The organism is Bradyrhizobium sp. HKCCYLS2038 (genome assembly GCF_051167655.1).
Lineage (GTDB): Bacteria > Pseudomonadota > Alphaproteobacteria > Rhizobiales > Xanthobacteraceae > Bradyrhizobium.
Map to the genome: position 1 here is coordinate 820,435 of NZ_JBNPTM010000003.1, position 18,598 is coordinate 839,032.

Sequence of the window (18,598 nt, forward strand, 5' to 3'; positions counted from 1 at the left end):
GGGCGGTCAGCCGCGACGCTTGGTCTTGGGCTTCTTGCCACCTGGCGGCTTCGCCCGCGCGTGTCTGTCCGGAAACGTCCGTGCGCCGTGGCTGGACTTGTCGCCGTGCTTGTTTTTCTTCGCGAAGGCCGGCTCAGGTCGGCCTTGCGACGAGCCGTCGCGCTTCGGCTTGCTGCGCGGCCTGGCATCCTCTCGCTCGCGCGGCTCGTCGCGCTGCAGCGGATGGTAGGCGCTCTCCGCCGCCTCGCGCCGCGGCGGCCGCTTGTCCGGACGCGGCTTTTCCGCTGCCCCCTGCCCTGACGGAGCGCCCGACAGCGGCTCGATGCGGATCGTGTCCTCCTTGTCGGGACGGCGGATGTTCGCAACGAAGCGATCGGCGACGCGCGCGGCGATCTCGAACTCGGTCGTCGTGTCCGAGATCTTGATGGCGCCGATGTCCTGCTTGTCGATGCTGCCGCGGCGGCAGATCATCGGCAGCAGCCAGCGCGCCTCCGCATTCTTCTTGCGCCCGATCGCCGCCCGGAACCAGACGCTTGGCTCGCCCATGCCGTGACGCGATGGCTTGCCGCCTTTGGTCCGCGGCGCCGGCGCACGATCATCGCCACGCGCGACGGTGTCGCGAGCACCGCGCGCGACCGGATCGCGGCGTTCGTTGCGCGACCGGCCGCGATCCTCGACGGCATCGAGGATGTCTTCCGGCGACGGCAGCCGGGCGCGATAGAGCCGCGCCAGCGCGGCGGCGATGTCCTCGGCCGAGCGCTGCGCGAGCAGGAGCTGCGCGAGCGCCAGATCGTCCGCCGTCGTCTCCTCGGTGAAGATCGAATCCTGCAGCATGCGCTGCTGGTCGAGCTTGCGGATCTCGTCCGCCTGCGGCGCCGTGCCCCAGACGGCCTCGACGCCGGCGAGGCTCAGCAGCATCTCGGCGCGGCGCCGCCGTGCCGGCGGCACCAGCAGCACGCTGACGCCCTTGCGCCCGGCCCGTCCGGTCCGGCCTGAGCGATGCTGCATGACCTCAGGATCGTTCGGCAGCTCGGCATGGATGACGAGATCGAGATTGGCGAGATCGATGCCGCGCGCCGCGACGTCGGTCGCCACGCAGACGCGCGAGCGCCCGTCGCGCAGCGACTGCAGCGCCATCGTGCGCTCGTTCTGGGTCAATTCGCCCGACAGCGCGACCACCGAAAAGCCGCGCTCCAGCAGCGCCGCCTGCAAGTGACGGACGGCCTCGCGGGTGTTGCAGAACACGATGGCGCTGGGCGATTCGTAGAAGCGCAGCAGATTGACCACGGCATGCTCGGCATCCCCGGGCGCAATGCGGATGGCGCGATACTCGATGTCGGCGTGCCCGCCCTCGTCGCCTTCGACCTCGATCCGGAACGCGTCGTTCTGATACTCCTTAGCCAGGGCCACGATGCCGCGCGGGAACGTCGCCGAGAACAGCAGCGTCCGCCGTGTCTCGGGCGTGGTCTCGAGGATGAACTCCAGATCCTCGCGAAAGCCGAGATTGAGCATCTCGTCGGCCTCGTCGAGCACCAGGGCCTTCAGCTCGGAGATGTCGAGCCGGCTGCGGCGCAGATGATCGCACAGACGCCCGGGCGTGCCGACGACGATATGCGCCCCCGCCTCCAGCTCGCGCTGCTCGCGGCGCGGATCCATGCCGCCGACGCAGGAGACCACGCGCGCACCGGCATGCTGATACAGCCACGCCAGCTCGCGCTGCACCTGCAACGCCAGCTCGCGGGTCGGCGCCACGATCAGCGCCAGCGGAGCCGCCGCCGTCCCGAACCGTTCGGCCTCGCCGAGCAGATTGGCGGCCATCGCGAGCCCATAGGCCACGGTTTTGCCGGAGCCGGTCTGCGCCGAGACCAGCAGGTCGCGATCGACCGCCTCGTCATCGAGCACCGCGAGCTGCACGGGCGTGGGATTGTCAAAATTGCGCTCGGCCAGCGCGCGGGCGAGCGGCGGAGAAGTGACGGGAAAGGACAATTGGGGGGAAACCTCGTTTCGGTCCGGCTGCTTTACGCCATGCCGCGCCGGAACACGAGGGCTGAAACCCCAATTGCCCCCCTCGCCGGAGACGCCCGGGCGGTCAGTCCTCGGCCCACGGCCAGTGCCAGTGATGCCAGCCCCAGTTGCGTGGACCGCTGGCATCCATGGCCGCCTTCTGCTTGTCGTCGAGCGAATCATACAGCGCCTGGAACGCCGGCCGCACGAGCTTGATCGCCTGCTGCATCGCGTCCAGGCGCTGCTCGGCGAATGCGAGACGTTCGGTCGCCTTGGCGGGGGGCGTCGTCGAACAGTCCTTGGTGATCAGATCGGCCGCCTTGGCCGAGGCCGCCTTGAGATCGTCGAGCCGCGCCCGCTGCGTCTCGTTCGGCTTGATCGCGCTCTCGATCTGCGACAGCCGCCATTCGGCAAATCCGGCCATGCGGGGATTGCAGAGGAAGCCGAAGCCCCGGCCGCCCATCATCCCCGGCCCCATCATCATGCCCGGGCCCCAGCCCGGCGGTCCTCCCGCGCCCGGCTGGGCGAAGGATGGTGCAGCGGTCGCCGCCACGACTGCGGCGGCCAGGATCAACGCGCGTGGATCTGCTCGCATGGTGGAACTCCCTTGACGTGGCATCAATGAGTTCGTGCAAACTAAGCGGGTAGCGAACGCAGTGATTGAGCAGGATCAACGGAACCGTCATGCGCCACCGGCGAGTTGACGCGATGCGAACGAAGCGCAGCTATCGCTGGATATGGTCGTCGCTGGTGGCGTCCGGCTGCGGTACGCTGGCGCATATGGGCCTGATGCAGCTCAAGACCGCGCTGCATGTGCTGCCGCAGTTCGATCCCTCCTCCGCGCTGCTCGACACGCTCTCGCCGCTGTTTCTCGACGTGACGCATGTTCAGGCGCCGCTGTGGCTGCTCTCGCAGCTCAACGGCGCCTTCATCATCGGCCTTCTGTTCGGGCACTTCTTCCAGCGCCTGCCGGGACGCAGCGGCCTCGCCAAGGGCTTCCTGCTCGGCCTGGGCGCCTGGCTGCTGCTCGGCATCGCGCTGTTTCCAGCCATCGGCCTCGGGCCATTCGGCCTGTCGCTCGGCCTCGGTGCAGGCCCGGCGCTGTTCTCGCTGGCCATGGTCGAGGCCTACAGCCTGGTCCTCGGCGTGGTCTATGCGGCCCTGCAGACGCCACGTCCGGAAGACTGAGGCGGCGCGCGCGGCGGTTCTCCCGTCTCGGGACGGCCCGGGATCAGTTTCGACAAAACAGAATATTTCTCTTTCGCTTTTACAGAAACGATGTATGATCCGCGTCGTCCTGCCCCATGCAGAGGGACGTACGCGTCGTCATGAACGTCGGGTGCGGGATGCGGTGCCGCTGTCATGTCGGACGCGCTCGATGCGCAGACGACCGGCATGATTGCGGACGTGAAGTCGCAGCGTCCTGACACCCCGAAGCTGGTGTCACCCGCGCAATGCGCGTCAGCGCATTGTCGCGGCATGGTGGCCAACAAGCCCGGCGCACCAGGGAGACTGCGTATAAGCGTGAAGACACCGCGCAGGGAATGCCGGTTGACCGGCTTTGCCTGTGGTACTGCCGCCTGCATTCTTTTCGCAGGCGGGCCATGGGTGAGGCCCTCACCCGGCATTCCCTGCACCCTCTCGTTTGCGGAGGGTGAATGATACGCAGCAAAACTCGGGCGTGACGCGCCGCGGGACTGCGAGGTCATGTCTGCCAAGCTCGACCAATACGCACGACCATCAGCAAGGTTGCGCGCTCAGCACGCAACGACCTCAAGTCCGCATCGCAAAATCGCAGAGCAGCAAACGCATCTCCGCTGGCGCAATGGCATGGGACTTGCTCAAATCGCACATCAATTCGTCGCTTGCGGAGACCATCGAATGCTTGAGGGAGCCGAAGTCCGGCTGGCCGTCGATATCGGCGGAACGTTCACCGACATCGTTCTCGACATCGGCCAGCAGCGCCGGACGCGCAAGCTTCTGACCACGCCGACGCAGCCCGAACAGGCCGTGCTCGACGGCGTCAGGCTCATTATGGCCGATGCCAAGGCCCACATCTCCGACGTCGACGTCTTCATCCACGGCACGACGCTCGCGACCAACGCGATCATTGAGCGGCGCGGCGCCAGGACCGCGCTGATCGCCACGTCGGGCTTCCGCGATGTTCTGGATATTGGAACTGAGAGCCGCTACGATCAGTACGATCTCGCGATCGACAAGCCGAAGCCGCTGGTGCCGCGCAGCCTGCGCTTCACCGTGCCGGAGCGTGTCGATGCTCATGGCGACATCAGGCTGCCACTCGACGAAGCGGCGATGCGCGCGCTCGCGCCGCAACTGCGCGCGCTCGACGTCGCCAGCGTCGCCATCGCCTTCCTGCACGCCTACGCCAATCCCGCGCATGAGCGGCGTGCCGCCGAGATCCTGGCCGAGGAGCTGCCCGGCGTCTCGATCACACTGTCGTCCGCCGTCTGTCCCGAAATCCGGGAATACGAGCGCACCTCCACCGCCGTCGCCAATGCCTATGTGCAGCCGCTGATGGACAGCTATCTCGCCCGCATGGATCAGGCGCTGCGCATCGAGCAGTTCCGCGGCACGATCTATCTGGTCACCTCGGGCGGCGGCGTCACCTCGATCGACACCGCGCGCCGCTTCCCGGTGCGCCTGGTCGAATCCGGCCCCGCCGGTGGGGCCATCTTTGCCGGCCAGATCGCAGCACGGCTCGGTGAGCGCAAGGTGCTGTCGTTCGATATGGGCGGCACCACCGCAAAAATCTGCCTGATCGAGAATTTCGAGCCGGAGAGTTCGCGCGTGTTCGAGGTCGATCGCGCCGCACGCTTCCTCAAAGGCTCGGGGCTGCCGGTGCGCATTCCCGTCATCGAGATGGTCGAGATCGGCGCCGGCGGCGGCTCGATCGCGCGGATCGATGCGATGAAGCGCGTCACCGTCGGCCCCGAGAGCGCCTCGTCCGAACCGGGCCCGGCGTGCTACGGCCGCGGCGGCCGGCGTCCGGCGGTGACCGATTCCGACGTCGCACTCGGCATGATCGATCCCGATGCGTTTGCCGGCGGCACCATCAAGCTCGATCCCGAGCTGTCGAAACAGGCCCTGCTCCGCGATGTCGGTACCCCGCTCGGCCTCGATGCGGAGACCGCGGCCTATGCGGTGCACGAGGTCGTCTGCGAGAACATGGCGAGCGCGGCGCGCGTCCATGCCGTCGAACGCGGTGCCGTGATTGGCCAGCATACGCTGATCGCGTTCGGCGGCGCCGCACCGCTGCACGCCGCCCGCGTTGCCGAGAAGATCGGCGTCGCCAGGGTGATCGTGCCGTCCAATGCCGGCGTCGGCTCCGCGGTCGGCTTCCTCGCCGCGCCGATCGCCTATGAGCTGGTGCGCAGCCGCCATGCGCGGCTGGATGATTTCGACACGGCGCTCGTCTCGACTCTGTTGCAGGAGATGGCCGATGAAGCCCGTGCTCTCGTCGAGCCGGGCGCAGCCGGTGCTCCGGTGCGCGAGCGCCGCGCGGCCTTCATGCGCTATGTCGGCCAGGGCCACGAGATCAGTGTCGAACTGCCGAACCGGGCACTTGCCACCGGGGACCTTCCTGCCCTGCGCAAGACCTTCGAGGCTGGCTATGCCGCGCTATTCGAGCGCGCCATCCCAGGCGCTGCGATCGAGGTGCTGAGCTGGTCGGTGCTGGCGACGACCGACGCGCGCCGGCCCGAAGGGATCGCCGAGGTCACCCGAAAGCCGGCAGGCGCGGCCTCGGGTCATCGCAAATTCTTCGATGGCCGCGCCGGCCGCTTCGTCGACATCCCGCTGTATCGCCGCGAGCAGATGACCCCGGGCGCGGTGATCGCAGGACCTGCCGTGATCGCCGAGGACGAGACCTCGACCTTCATCTCCAACAGCTTCGATGCGCATATCGACGGTGCGGGCAGCATCGTCATGGAACGAAAGGCGGCCTGACCATGAGCGCGTCACAAACCAGCCTGATCGACCTGCAGATCATGTGGCACCGGCTCATCGCCGTGGTCGAGGAGCAGGCCCAGGTGCTGCTGCGCACCGCCTTCAGCCCAATCGTGCGCGAATGCGGCGACCTCTCCGCCGGCGTGTTCGATCTGAAGGGCCGCATGCTGGCGCAGGCCGTCACCGGCACGCCGGGCCATGTCAACTCGATGGCCGAGTCGGTGAAGCACTTCATCGCGCACTTCCCGATCGAGACGATGAAGCCCGGTGATGCCTACATCACCAACGATCCCTGGATGGGCACCGGCCATCTCAACGACTTCGTCGTGACAACGCCCTGCTTCAAGGACGGCCAGCCGGTCGCTTTGTTCTCCTGCACCAGCCATCTGATGGACATCGGCGGCATCGGCTTCGGCCCCGATGGCACCGACGTGTTCATGGAGGGGCTGTACATCCCGATGCTGAAGCTGATCGACCAGGGCGTCGTCAACGAGACCTTGATGGCGATGATCCGGGCGAACACGCGGCTGCCGGTCGATACCGAAGGCGACACCTACTCGCTCGCCGCCTGCAACGATGTCGGCTGCCAGCGACTGGTCGAGATGATGACCGAGTTCGGCATCTCTTCGCTCGATGAGCTCGGTGACTACGTGTGCGAGCGCTCGCGCGAGGCCGTGCTGGCGGAGATTGCCAAGCTGCCCAAGGGCACCTGGCGCAACGAGATGGTGGTCGACGGCTATGATGCGCCGGTGACCTTGAAGGCGGCGCTGACGATCTCTGACGATGGCATCCATGTCGATTTCGACGGCACGTCGAAAGCCTCGAAGTTCGGCATCAACGTGCCGCTGTCCTACACCACGGCCTATACCGTGTTCGGCCTCGGCTGCGTCGTGGCGTCAGCAATCCCTAACAATGCCGGCTCGCTGTCGCCGCTGACCGTGTCGGCGCCGTCGGGCGCGATCCTCAACGCACCGAAGCCCGCGCCGGTCGCCTCGCGCCATGTCATCGGCCAGATGCTGCCCGACGTCGTGTTCGGCTGCCTGCGCCAGATCATTCCCGAGCGCGTCCCGGCCGAGGGCACCTCCTGCCTGTGGAATCTCAACGTCCGCGGCCAGACCCGCTCCGGCGCCGGCGGCAATTACGGGTTCTCGATGGCGGTGACCTCGAACGGCGGCACCGGCGCGCGCTTCGACAAGGACGGCCTATCGGCGACCGCCTACCCTAGCGGCGTGCGCGGCACGCCGGTCGAGATCGCCGAGACGCAGACGCCGCTGATCTTCTGGCGCAAGGAGCTGCGGCCGGATTCCGGCGGAGCCGGACGCACCCGCGGCGGCCTCGGCCAGATCATCGAGGTCGGCAGCGGCGTCGATGCGCCGTTCGACATCCTCGCCGCCTTCGACCGCATCGACCACCCGCCGCGCGGCCGCGACGGCGGCCACAACGGCGAGGCCGGCTACGTCGGGCTCGCGTCGGGCCAGAAGCTGCGCGGCAAGGGTTTTCAGACCGTGCCGCCAGACGATCGGCTGGTGGTGCTGACCCCGGGCGGCGCCGGCATCGGCGATCCCCGGGAACGCGCGACGGAGCTGGTGCAGAGCGACGTCGAGAGCGGGCTGGTATCGACGGACAATGCTGCAAAGCTCTACGGACAGGCGCGGTGATGGGGGTCTTCAGCATTGCCTATGCTCGATCGAGCCCACCTCGCGCGTCGGTCTCGGCCTCTACCCGCCTGCGGGGAGAGGCCGGATTGCATCGCAAATGCAATCCGGGTGAGGGGGACTCTCCGCGAGTCTGGTGGGCGTGGCTGCCCCTCACCCCAACCCTCTCCCCGTAAGAACGGGGAGAGGGAGCGCACTGCCTTCGCGACGCCAGCCGGGATCCAACTAACAGGCGTGAATTTTCCCCATCGCATCACAACCAACCGGAGACACCGATGATCACACGACGGACGTTCACGGCAGGGGCAGCCACCCTGCTCGCCGGCACCCAGCTCTCGACCGGAGCACGCGCCGCCACGACCAACTGGGACATGTCGACGGTCTGGCCGGAGGGCAACTTCCACACCCAGAACGCGATGGCCTTTGCCGAGGAGGTGAAGAAGCAGACGGGCGGCGCGGTCAACATCACCGTGAAGGCCGGCGGTCAGCTCGGCTTCAAGGGGCCCGAACATCTGCGCGCGGTGCGCGACGGGCTGGTGCCGCTTGCGGACGTGCTCAACATCCAGCAGGTCGGCGACGAGCCGTTCATGGGCGTCGAGAGCATCCCGTTCCTCGCCGGCTCGGTCGACGAGGTCAAGGCACTGCACAAATACGTCCGGCCCGAATACGACAAGATCGCCGCGCGCAACAACCAGAAGATCCTCTACATCGTGCCGTGGCCGACGCAGTACCTGCATCTGAAGGTCAAGACATCGGACGTCGCGGGCTTGAAGAACATCAAGATCCGCGTGCCCGACAAGAACGCGGTCGACATGCTCAACGCGATCGGCATGGCCGCGGTGATGATCCCCTGGGGCGAGACGATCCCGGCGCTGGCCTCTGGCGCGGTCGCCGGCGTCTCGACCTCGTCGGTTTCGGGTGTCGACGGCAAGTTCTGGGAGTTCCTCAAATACGTCTACCCGACCAACCATGTGTGGTCGTCGCAGATGCTCAACGTCAACCTCGACTCCTGGAAAGCGCTGACGCCCGAGCAGCAGAAGATCATCGCCGACATCGCCGCCAAGATGGAGCCGACCTTCTGGGCCAACTCGGTCAAGGCCGACGTCGACAGCCTCAACCGGCTCAAGGAAGGCGGCATGGAGGTGGTGCCGGTCTCGGATGCGATGATGACGGAAATCCGCGCCAAGACCGCGCCGCAGATGGAGGCCTTCCTGAAGCGCGTGCCGGCTGCCGAAGCTCCGGTGAAGGCGTATCTCGCCGAGATGAAGCGTGGCTGAGGGCGTCATGGAGCCGCCGCCGGGCGATCGGGCGAGCCTCAACGCAGCGGCGCCCGCGCCGCTGCGCATCCTGCTCGACATCATCGATCGGCTCGGCCGGCTCGACGGCTGGATCGGCGGCGGCTGTTTGCTGATGCTGACAGCGCTGATGCTCGCCGAGGTCACGACGCGGGCGCTGTCCAACGTGCTGCCGTTCTTTCCCCCGACGATCTCGATCGCCTGGGAATACTCATCCTACCTGATGGCGGCGTCGTTCACCTTCGGCGCCGCCATGACCTTGCGGGTCGGCGGGCATATCCGCGTGGTGCTGCTGCTCAAGAACGTGCCGGCGCCGCTGCAGCGCGCATTGGAGGTGCTGGCGGCCGCCGCCGGCTTCGCCTTCATGGCGTTCCTGACCTCGGCCATGACGAAGTTCGCCTGGAGCTCGTTCATCCGCGGCCAGGTCTCGACCTCCAGCGACACCCCGCTGTGGTTTCCGCAAGCCGTCGTGACGTTCGGCATGCTGCTGCTGACCCTGCAATTCCTCGCCCGCGCCATCCAGGCCGCGCTGGGACTGCCGCTGGAGGATCACCGCATGAAGGCGTCGCCGGTCGAATGAGGAAGCGATCTCATTCCAGGTCCGTGATCTCGCGCGGAAGCCGGTGCGCTCCCTCTCCCCGTTCTTCACGGGGAGGGGGGCAGACGCACCGGAAGTGTACATGGAGAGACCTGTCCCCCCTCACCCGGATTGCATCTGACGATGCAATCCGAGCTCTCAGCGCGAGCGAAGCTCGTCGCGGCCCCGCAAGCGGGGCGAGGTTACAGCGCCCGCGCCGCAAGAGATGTGCCCATCTCAATCACGCAAGAAGGGAGCGGCTAGCCGGCGCGCTCGCCAATGCCCTCCCGCCCGCTCCCCTCACCGCGGACACCCTCGCCCCATGACCATCGAAGTCGTCGCCCTGTTCGCCATCCTGTTCGCGCTGCTCGCCTGTGGCCTGTGGATCGGGCTGACGCTTGCCTTCACCGCGACGTTGCTGCTGGCGATGTTCCGCTCAATCCCGCTCGACAAGCTGCTTCCGCAATATGCCTGGAACATCCTGACCACGCAGGAGCTCCTCGCGCTGCCGCTGTTCATCCTGATGGGCGAGCTGCTGTTCCGTACCCGGCTGTCACGTTCGCTCTTCCAGGGGCTCGCGCCTTGGGCTGGCCTGCTGCCGGGCCGTCTGCTCCACGTCAACGTCATCGGCTGCACCATCTTCGCCGCGATCTCCGGCTCGTCGGCCGCGACCACGCAGGTGATCGGCCGAATGTCGCTCAACGAGCTGTTGCGCCGCGGCTATTCGCGCGACATCGCGATCGGGTCGCTCGCCGGCGCCGGCACGCTCGGCTTCCTGATCCCGCCGTCCAACATCATGATCATCTATGGCGTGCTCGGTGACGTCTCGATCCTGAAGCTGTTCACTGCGGGCGTGCTCCCGGGGCTGCTGCTGGCCGCGACCTTCATGGGCTGGGTGATGCTGCACACCACGCTGAAGCCCGCGATGGTGCCGAAAGCGGAGGCGCAGCTGTCACAGGTGCCATGGGCCGAGCGCTTCGCGGCGCTGAAGGATCTTGCCCCTGCCCTGTTCCTGATCGCCTGCGTGCTCGGCTCGATGTATGGCGGCCTCGCCACGCCCTCGGAAGCCGCCGCAGTCGGTGTGCTCGGCGCGGCGCTGGTGGCCTATTTCCAGGGTGCGATGTCGCAGCAGGTGGTGCGCGACGTGATGATCGGCTCGGTCATCACCTGCTCGATGATCGCGCTGATCGTGCTCGGCGCCTCGATCCTCGGCAATGCCGCAGCCTTCCTCGGTATTCCGCAGATGGTCGCGAGCTTTGTGAAGGGCCTCGGCCTGTCGCCCTTCATGCTGATCTCAGCCCTGATCGTGTTCTACCTGATCCTGGGCTGCTTCCTGGACGGCTTCTCGATGATCGTGATGACCCTGCCGATCGTGCTGCCGATCGTGAAGGGCGCCGGCTTCGACGAGGTCTGGTTCGGGATCTTCCTGGTGCTCGCCGTCGAGATGGCCCAGATCACGCCGCCGGTCGGCTTCAACCTGTTCGTGATCCAGGGCCTGACGGAGGACGGCCTGGGCTATATCGCCCGCGTGACCGCCCCCTATCTCGCCATCATGGTCGCCTTCGTGCTGCTGCTCACCCTGTTCCCCGGCATCGTGACGATCCTGCCACGATTGCTGTACGGGTGATCCATGTGACGTCGACGAGCCCTCCCCACGCCGTCATTCCGGGGCATTCGCGCGCAAAACGGCGCAGCCGTTTTGAAACAGCGCGAATGAGCCCGGAATCCATAGCCACGAGCGGTCGTGGCTTGGCGAGATGCTCGTGGCATCGTTCTTCAACACGATTGCCGGTCGTGGTTATGGATTCCGGGCTCGCGCTTCGCGCGCCCCGGAATGACGAAGCAGCACGGACCCGGATGACCAGCGCCATCGGGGCGGCCGCATCAGGCGGCGCGCATCCCGTCGAGGAACTTCTGCACCTCGGCCTTCAGCCGCAGGCTCTCGCTCGACAGCGCCTGGGCGGACGCGAACATCCGGTTGGAGCTTTCGCCGGTCTCACCCGCTCCGCGCGCCGCGCTACGGATGTTGTTGACGACTTCGGCGGTGCCGGTCGCCGCCGAGCGGACGCTCTGGGTGATGTTCTGCGTGGCGGCGCGCTGCTGCTCGACCGCCGCCGAGATCGACGCAGCGATCCCGTTGATGCGCTCGATGGTCGAGCCGATCGCCTTGATGGCGTCGACCGATTCCTGCGTCACCGTCTGCATGTTGGCGATCTGGCTGGAGATCTCCTCGGTGGCCTTGGCAGTCTGCCCTGCCAGCGTCTTGACCTCCTGGGCGACGACCGCGAAGCCGCGGCCGGCATCGCCGGCGCGGGCGGCCTCGATGGTGGCGTTGAGCGCCAGCAGGTTGGTCTGCTCGGCGATCGAGGTGATCAGCTTGACGACGTCGCCGATGCGGTTGCCGGCGTCGGACAGCTCCTTGATGCGCTGGTCGGTCGCGGTGGCCTGATTGACCGCCTCGGCGGCAATGGCGTTCGACTCCTGCACCCGGCGGATGATCTCGGTGATCGAGCCGGACAGTTCGTCCGAGGCGGCCGCCGCGGTGCGGACGTGCTCGGAGGCGGTTTCCGAGGCGCCAGCCGAATGGCCGGAGAGGTCGGCGGTGGTGCGTGCCGTCTGCGTCAGCTGGCGCGCCTCGCGCTCGAACTCGCTCGACGAGCTCAGCACGTTCTCGATGATACCGCCGATGCTGGACTGGAACGAATCCACGAAGCGCTGCATTTCGGCCTTGCGCTGCTCGATGGCCGCCGTTGCATTAGCGACCTGCTCCTCGCGCATCCGCCGCCGTTCACCGGCTGCGCTGCGGAACACGACCAGGCTGCGGGCGATCTCGCCGATCTCGTCGCCGCGCTCGTCGGCCGGGATCTCGACGTTCTCCCCGCCTTGCGCGATCGCAGTCACCGCCTGTGTCACGTCGCTCAGGGGTTTGGTGACGCGCCGAACCGCCAGCATCGTCAGGGCCAGCACGAGCAGCGCAGCAATCGCGGCCGCAACGATCATGGTCTGCATCGCCTGCGACAGCATGGCGTCGAGCTCGGCCATGGGCACACCGACATAGAGGATGCCGATCACCTTGCCCGCCAAGTTCGTCACCGGGAAATAGGCGGTCATGAACGGTTTGCCGAACAGCGTCGCCGGCCCCTTATAGGCCTCGCCTCGGCGCAGCAACGCCTGCGCGGGGTGGTCGGCCGCAAGCTGGGTGCCGACGGCGCGGTCCCCGTTTTCCTTCTTGACGTTGGTCGACCGGCGAACGAACTGGCCGTTGTCGTCGACCACGAACAAGGTGGCGCTGCCGCCGACATAGGACACCGCGCGATCGACGATCGCATGGTCCTTGATCTCGGAGATTGCGGGAACCTCGATGCGGGTGACGGCGCCGTTCTGCACGCCGACCTTGGCATCCTTGAACGTTTCGGCAAACGTCAGCGCGAAGGTGCGCAGATTGCCTTCGATGTCGCGCTTGGCCCGCTCGCCGAAATCGGAGGTGAGCGACCAGTAGGCCGCGCCAACCACGAGAGCCGTGTTGACGGCAATCACGACCGCGGCGCCGATCAGCGCCTTGGTGCCAAGCTTCAGTTTGATGGTCACGTCGTAAAACCTTCCGGGGGAGTGCAACTGATTCTCAATTTGCCCGTACTTGGTTTCCTTCCGATTATTTTCTGCTGTGGAAAATACGGACAACCCCTTAAAAAACAGCAACAAGATACCTGATCATGGCGTCGCCCCCTATCATCGTATGGTTTCGCGAGAGCCTGCGACTGTCTGACCACCCCGCGTTGCATGCTGCTGCGACACGCGGAATTCCCGTCGTCTGCAGCTATGTGCTGGACCAGGAAAGCCCTGCGCTGCGCCCGCTCGGCGGCGCGACGCGGTGGTGGTTGGCGCAATCGCTGCGTGCACTTCAGGCCGAATTGCACAACTGCGGCGCTGAGCTGGTGATTCGCCGGGGACCGGCGGCCAAGGTGCTCGCGGAACTGGCGCGTGAGACCAAGGCGAGCGCGGTGTATTGGAACGATGTCGCGCAGGCCGGACCCCGCGTCGTGGCCGCGGATGTCGAGGCGGCGCTCGGCGAGATCGGCGTCACGTCGCGCGTTTTTCCCGACGACCTGCTGGTCGATCCGGCCGAGTTGCGCGGCAAGGACGGACGCGGCCCGCGCGTGTTCACGCCGTTCTGGAAGCGCGTGCTCGCCTTGGGCGATCCGCCGAAGCCGCTGCTGGCGCCGTCCAGGCTGTCGTCACCGCCGGCGGTTGCGAGCTTGGCCATCGATGAACTGGCCCTGGAGCCGACCAAGCCCGACTGGGCGGGCGGCCTGCGCGCGACATGGCGGGCCGGCGAGCGCGCAGCCCAGCAGCGGCTCGCGCAGTTTCTCGAGGCCGCCGTGCGGACCTATGCCGCGGACCGCGACCGGCCGGACATCGACGCGACGTCGCGCCTGTCGCCGCATCTGCGGTTCGGCGAAATCAGCCCGCGCCAGATCTGGCACGCCGCGCGCTTCGCCGCCGAGGAGAGCCCGGCGTCGGCGCTGGGGATCGACAAGTTTCTGAGCGAGCTCGGCTGGCGCGAGTTCAGCCGTCACCTGCTCTACAACAACACGGATCTCGCAACCCGCAACCTGCAGCCGTCGTTCGATGCGTTCCCCTGGGCTCACGACGAGACGGCGCTGCGGGCCTGGCAGCGTGGGCAGACCGGCTACCCGATCGTCGATGCCGGCCTGCGCGAGCTGTGGCACACCGGGAGCATGCACAACCGCGTCCGCATGGTCGCCGCCTCGCTGCTGGTCAAGCATCTCTTGATCGACTGGCGCTGCGGCGAGCAATGGTTCTGGGACACTTTGGTGGACGCGGATGCCGGCAGCAATCCGGCCAGCTGGCAATGGGTGGCGGGCTCGGGCGCCGACGCAGCCCCTTATTTCCGCGTCTTCAATCCGGTGCTGCAGGGCGAAAAGTTCGATTCCAACGGCGCCTATGTGCGGCGCTGGGTTCCGGAACTGGCGCGCCTTCCGGCCGGGCTGATCCACCAGCCCTGGGCGGCCAAGCCGCTCGAGCTCGCGGAGGCCGGCGTCGCACTCGGCCGCTCCTACCCGGCGCCGATGATCGAACACAAACAGGGGCGCGAGCGCGCGCTGGCGGCCTATGCGAGCTTGCGCACAAGTGATTAGTTGGGGTGCGCTTTGACAGCAGAGAGAATCCAGCTATCGTCGCAGGGTTTCCAACAAATCGGGGGACCGATATGGACGACACTCCTCTCTCTGACCCGACCATGACCGAGACGAGCATGCCCGCCGAGGCGCCGAAGGATCCGGTGGCCACGACGGCACCCAAGGCCCGGCGCGCCGCCAAGAAGACGTCGAAGAAGACCTCGAAGAAGGCCGCACCGAAGCGGTCCGCCGCCAAGGCCAAGAAGGTCGCGACCAAGAAGTCGGCCAAGAAGACCGTGAAGAAGGCCGCCAAGAAGACTGCGAAGAAGGCGGCCAAGAAGGCCACCAAGAAAGCGGCCAAGAAGACGAAGAAGGCCAAGCGCTGAGCCTGACTGGTTCGGGACCGAAGGCAGCTGAGCTGCCTTGTTGAAGGTCTCGGCGAAACAATCCAGTGCCCGGTAGTGGGGACGATCTGGCGCTGGATTGTTTCGTGATTTTCCGTCCGGCTGTGAAGGCGGAGAGGACGGCCCCCGCGCACGGATGGAGCGCCTGCTCTGCCCATCGTCGTGGAACATATTTGCCGCTGGCGCCTTAGCTTATTCCGAAGGCTTATTTCGAAACGAGGGAGACAGAAGCCGAGCCGTGATCACACCATGACCGGGTCAGGCTCACCACGCGTCAGGACAGGGGTCGACGATCTTCCAGAGTTCGATGCCGTTCTTGATCCGCTTCATCTCGGTGGTGAGACCGCCATTGCGGCGGATCCAGTCCTTCACCGTATCCGGATAATAGGACATCAGCTCCGAGGTCCCCTCCATGCTGGTGACCTTGATGCCGAAGGTGAAGGCCTTGTCGTAGTAGGCCTGGTGGAAGCCGAGGCTCGCCTTCGGCGTGACGCAGATCTTGTTCATCGGCACGATGCCGAACACCAGCGTGCAGGCCGAGTTGCAGATGCCGTCGATGATCACGCGCTGGCGCGTGTCGCGGATGTGCTGGTATTTCGCTTTGTATTCTTCGATGTAGCCGCCATGATCGCGGGTAATGTGCAAGTCGGCGCGCGCCGGTGCGGCGGCCACGAGCAGGAGCACGACCAATGGGATCAGGCGGTTCATGAACTGGACGGGAAACCCGGTGTGATCTGGGCGACGTCGCGGCAAGAAGAACAAGGTCGATGCACGGCGCATTGCGTCGACCTTGTCATCAATTCGTTAAGCATGCGGAAAAAGCCGAAAATTTGGCAAACCACGGCGCTTTTCCGCCTCCCCGCCGTCCTTTCGGGGTCAGATTACCTTACAACTGGCTGGTCTTAGCGCCTTCTTCGGAGAAAAGACATGAGCAAGCTCGCATCATTCGCTGCCGCCCTGATCGTGGCCGCGGCCGCCCTGGTTCCGGTCTCGTCGGAGGCGCGCCACCACCATCGGCACCATAGGCACCACCATCATCACGGGCTGCCCTATGCGATCAGCTTTTTGCACAATTACGGCCCCGGCCCGCTGCCCGGCACGTTCGCGTTCTACGATGGTCCGTCGACCAACCACTGCTATCAGAGTGCCGCGGCCTATCTCGGCCAGGACCGCCGCCGCCATCCCTGCTTCTGACGGATGCAGTGCCGGCCTGCCCAAGGCTGGCCTTGCCGGTCCGAGTCTGCTATCCCGACACCGTCGGGACTGGTCCCGCCGACAAGCGCTCGTAGCTCAGCTGGATAGAGCATCGGATTTCGATTCCGAGGGTCGGGAGTTCGAATCTCTCCGAGCGCGCCAGGCCCGTCTTCGCCACCCGTCACCCGCCATCGCCGATCATCACCGAAGCGCACAGTAACGCCTTGTCAGATCGTAGTTTTTCGCGATTTCGGTAACTGCAGCGTAGGATCGGCGGTCGTCGGCGAACTCCGCCAGACCGTCCATTTGGCCATCCCTCGATCTGAGTTAGAATCCCCCTCACCTGAAACGCTGCATTTTTCGGCGAGGGACAGGAGTTCGAATCTCCCATGCAGCTTCTAACTCGAAAGCCCGAGATCACGGCCAAGAACTATCTCTCCGTCGGGCCCGGTGAATACCCGTGCGGCAACAACCTCTATTTGATCGTCACCCCAAGCGGCGGCCGCCGCTGGGCGTTCCGCTACCAGCGCAACGGCATCGTCAAGAAGATGGGGTTCGGTTCGGCCAAGGAAACCGGCCTGAAGCTCTCCGAGGCCAGGGACAGGACGATTGACGCTCTGCGGCTGCTGGCCAAGGAGACCGATCCACGAGAGCACCGTGACGACGAGAAACGCCGCACTCAGGGATCGCGCCAGTTCGGAGAATTCGCCGAGGAATGGCGGCGAACCTACGAGACCGGCATGAGACACAAGGCCGCCAGAGCAAAGCTGAAGCGTATCGTGCAAGTCATCTGCCGCCCGCTCCACAAGCACTGGTTCCACGAGATCGAAACCGCACATGTCGTCAACGTGCTCATGCCGATCTGGCAGCAGCCTGAGACCTCCCGGTCCGCTCGCCAGATCATCAAGAAGATTCTCGACGCAGCGATCGCTCACAATCTGCGACCGAAAGACAACCCGGCTGATTGGGCCAGCCGACTGCAACCGATCATGCCCAGGCAACGGCGGCGTGGCACGATACGGGGCGGCCACAAGGCAATGGACTACCAAGACCTACCGGCATTCATGCACAAGCTCAGCGCCATCTCGACGCAAAGCGCGCGGGCGCTCAATGACGAATTCGTGTTTCCCGGTCGCAGTCTGAAGAGACCGATGAGCAACATGACCATGCTCAAGTATCTCAAGGAGCTCACCGGAGACGACTCCCTGACTGTGCACGGCTTCCGCACGACGTTTCGAACCTGGGCGCAGGAGCAAACCCACTTCGAGGAGGAAATCGTCGAGCATTTCCTGCCCCACATCACGGGCGATGATGCCGAAAAGGCCTATAAGCGCGGCGAGGCCCTGAAGAAGCGACTGCATGTGATGCAGACATTCGCTGACTTCGCAACGCAACCACCAAGGAGCAATGTGACCTCGATGAAAGCCGCGTGAGAGTTCAATCTGCCCTCCTTGCCCCGGGATGTCACCTCTCGGGCTGCTTGGTCGCCTCGGGCAGGCTTTCCAAGAAGGACGCCAGATCTACGCGCGTGGTGATCGTTCGCGTGCCATACTTTCGGATCCGCAGCCGCCCTTCTTTGATGGCCTTGTAAAGGACGTCTGGCCCAGCGAAGACAGGACAGCAGCCTCAGGAACGGTAAGGCCGAGCTTTTCCGCGGCGTTTTGAAGCATCGGTTCGCGCCTTGGCATCTCAGGGTGGTGTCGCTTCATTTGATTGCCGCAACGACATCGAAGGCATGCAGATCCGACGGATGAAGGCTAAGCGAATGCTCGACAACATCCGAAGTCCGTTAGGCGGAGTTTCGGACGCGATTTCGTACAATTGGGATAGTTGTGAATCCTCACTTAACTGGCAGCGAAGCACGGATGAGGCCGATCCATTCGCTTCAGTCTGCTGCGCCCGCTCTGGGCCTTGCAGCGCATGTTCACGAGGAGGCAGAGATCAGGACGATCCACGGCATAGCTTCCGGTTCGGCCCCCCTGAACCGCCCGCCGGCTCCCCCCAGCGGTTTGGAGCTTCGTCACGTCACTGCACCCAGCAGCACAATCTGGGCGCCCCGCGACAGCCGATCACTTAACCGCCTTTCGGCCGACCGCCACCCAGCAAATGTCGGTATCGGATCCGGAGCTCCATGATCACAAACCGGTCGAGCTCACCCCGCCGGTAGCGCTGACGCAACTCGTCCCGTGCTGGATCCGGGAGCGCGGCGATCAATTTCCAACCTTCAGCAACGTCGTCGAAGAGCGCGACAATCCCTGGATCAAAGCGAGCGTCATCTCCACGGTATTCCTTTTCGGCTGCGAGGTTGGAAAAAGCTGGCGAACAAATTGAAATCCGGGGGACACCCTTCCCTCGGGACACCACC

15 protein-coding genes and 1 tRNA gene are annotated in these 18,598 nt (G+C 65.7%); 12 read left to right on the plus strand and 4 right to left on the minus strand.

Going from position 1 to position 18,598, the window contains the following annotated elements; all coding sequences use genetic code 11:
• Positions 1 to 6: 6 nt before the first annotated feature.
• Together ACQR1I_RS17715 and ACQR1I_RS17720 are read right to left on the minus strand one after the other, a co-directional pair.
• Positions 7 to 1,986 (minus strand): DEAD/DEAH box helicase, encoded by a 1,980-nt coding sequence (locus ACQR1I_RS17715; protein WP_434866674.1) that lies wholly within the window; start codon positions 1,984 to 1,986, stop codon positions 7 to 9.
• Positions 1,987 to 2,089: 103 nt separating this feature from the next.
• On the minus strand, positions 2,090 to 2,599 hold the full coding sequence (locus ACQR1I_RS17720) for a Spy/CpxP family protein refolding chaperone (RefSeq protein WP_434866673.1): 510 nt from the start codon (positions 2,597 to 2,599) through the stop codon (positions 2,090 to 2,092).
• Positions 2,600 to 2,712: 113 nt separating this feature from the next.
• Between ACQR1I_RS17720 and ACQR1I_RS17725 the strand changes: the two genes are divergently transcribed.
• The 6 genes from ACQR1I_RS17725 (at position 2,713) to ACQR1I_RS17750 (ending at position 11,124) form a co-directional block, all read left to right on the plus strand.
• A complete protein-coding gene (locus ACQR1I_RS17725) occupies positions 2,713 to 3,192 on the plus strand; it encodes a DUF6789 family protein (RefSeq protein WP_434866672.1) in 480 nt (159 codons plus the stop codon).
• Positions 3,193 to 3,885: 693 nt separating this feature from the next.
• Complete coding sequence (locus tag ACQR1I_RS17730; protein WP_434866671.1) at positions 3,886 to 5,970, plus strand: hydantoinase/oxoprolinase family protein; 2,085 nt, start codon at positions 3,886 to 3,888, stop codon at positions 5,968 to 5,970.
• Between the two features lie 2 nt (positions 5,971 to 5,972).
• A complete protein-coding gene (locus ACQR1I_RS17735) occupies positions 5,973 to 7,628 on the plus strand; it encodes a hydantoinase B/oxoprolinase family protein (RefSeq protein WP_434866670.1) in 1,656 nt (551 codons plus the stop codon).
• 272 nt (positions 7,629 to 7,900) lie between these two features.
• Positions 7,901 to 8,902, plus strand: a complete 1,002-nt coding sequence (locus ACQR1I_RS17740; protein WP_434866669.1) for a TRAP transporter substrate-binding protein — start codon at positions 7,901 to 7,903, stop codon at positions 8,900 to 8,902.
• A gap of 7 nt (positions 8,903 to 8,909) precedes the next feature.
• Complete coding sequence (locus ACQR1I_RS17745) at positions 8,910 to 9,500, plus strand: TRAP transporter small permease subunit (protein ID WP_434867413.1); 591 nt, start codon at positions 8,910 to 8,912, stop codon at positions 9,498 to 9,500.
• Between the two features lie 319 nt (positions 9,501 to 9,819).
• On the plus strand, positions 9,820 to 11,124 hold the full coding sequence (locus tag ACQR1I_RS17750) for a TRAP transporter large permease (RefSeq protein WP_434866668.1): 1,305 nt from the start codon (positions 9,820 to 9,822) through the stop codon (positions 11,122 to 11,124).
• 257 nt (positions 11,125 to 11,381) lie between these two features.
• On the opposite strand, the gene ACQR1I_RS17755 is transcribed toward ACQR1I_RS17750, so the two are convergent.
• Positions 11,382 to 13,085: a Cache 3/Cache 2 fusion domain-containing protein gene (locus tag ACQR1I_RS17755; protein WP_434866667.1), complete on the minus strand. Its 1,704-nt coding sequence runs from the start codon at positions 13,083 to 13,085 to the stop codon at positions 11,382 to 11,384.
• 125 nt (positions 13,086 to 13,210) lie between these two features.
• Between ACQR1I_RS17755 and ACQR1I_RS17760 the strand changes: the two genes are divergently transcribed.
• A complete protein-coding gene (locus tag ACQR1I_RS17760; protein WP_434866666.1) occupies positions 13,211 to 14,656 on the plus strand; it encodes a cryptochrome/photolyase family protein in 1,446 nt (481 codons plus the stop codon).
• A gap of 101 nt (positions 14,657 to 14,757) precedes the next feature.
• The gene (locus ACQR1I_RS17765; protein WP_434866665.1) at positions 14,758 to 15,021 is read left to right on the plus strand and encodes a histone; all 264 of its coding nucleotides are present in this window, start codon (positions 14,758 to 14,760) and stop codon (positions 15,019 to 15,021) included.
• Positions 15,022 to 15,303: 282 nt separating this feature from the next.
• Here ACQR1I_RS17765 and ACQR1I_RS17770 read toward each other — a convergent pair whose 3' ends face one another.
• Positions 15,304 to 15,747, minus strand: a complete 444-nt coding sequence (locus ACQR1I_RS17770; RefSeq protein ID WP_434866664.1) for a hypothetical protein — start codon at positions 15,745 to 15,747, stop codon at positions 15,304 to 15,306.
• Positions 15,748 to 15,966: 219 nt separating this feature from the next.
• Here ACQR1I_RS17770 and ACQR1I_RS17775 point away from each other — a divergent pair, with 219 nt between their 5' ends.
• From ACQR1I_RS17775 to ACQR1I_RS17790, 4 genes are all read left to right on the plus strand, one after another.
• Positions 15,967 to 16,233 (plus strand): hypothetical protein, encoded by a 267-nt coding sequence (locus ACQR1I_RS17775; RefSeq protein WP_434866663.1) that lies wholly within the window; start codon positions 15,967 to 15,969, stop codon positions 16,231 to 16,233.
• Between the two features lie 85 nt (positions 16,234 to 16,318).
• Positions 16,319 to 16,395 (plus strand) — tRNA-Arg (locus ACQR1I_RS17780).
• A gap of 227 nt (positions 16,396 to 16,622) precedes the next feature.
• On the plus strand, positions 16,623 to 17,666 hold the full coding sequence (locus ACQR1I_RS17785) for a tyrosine-type recombinase/integrase (protein ID WP_434866662.1): 1,044 nt from the start codon (positions 16,623 to 16,625) through the stop codon (positions 17,664 to 17,666).
• A 673-nt stretch (positions 17,667 to 18,339) separates the two neighbouring features.
• Positions 18,340 to 18,564 carry a hypothetical protein gene (locus ACQR1I_RS17790; protein WP_434869947.1) on the plus strand — a complete coding sequence of 75 codons (225 nt, stop codon included), beginning with the start codon at positions 18,340 to 18,342 and terminating at the stop codon, positions 18,562 to 18,564.
• The last annotated feature ends 34 nt before the right edge of the window (positions 18,565 to 18,598 follow it).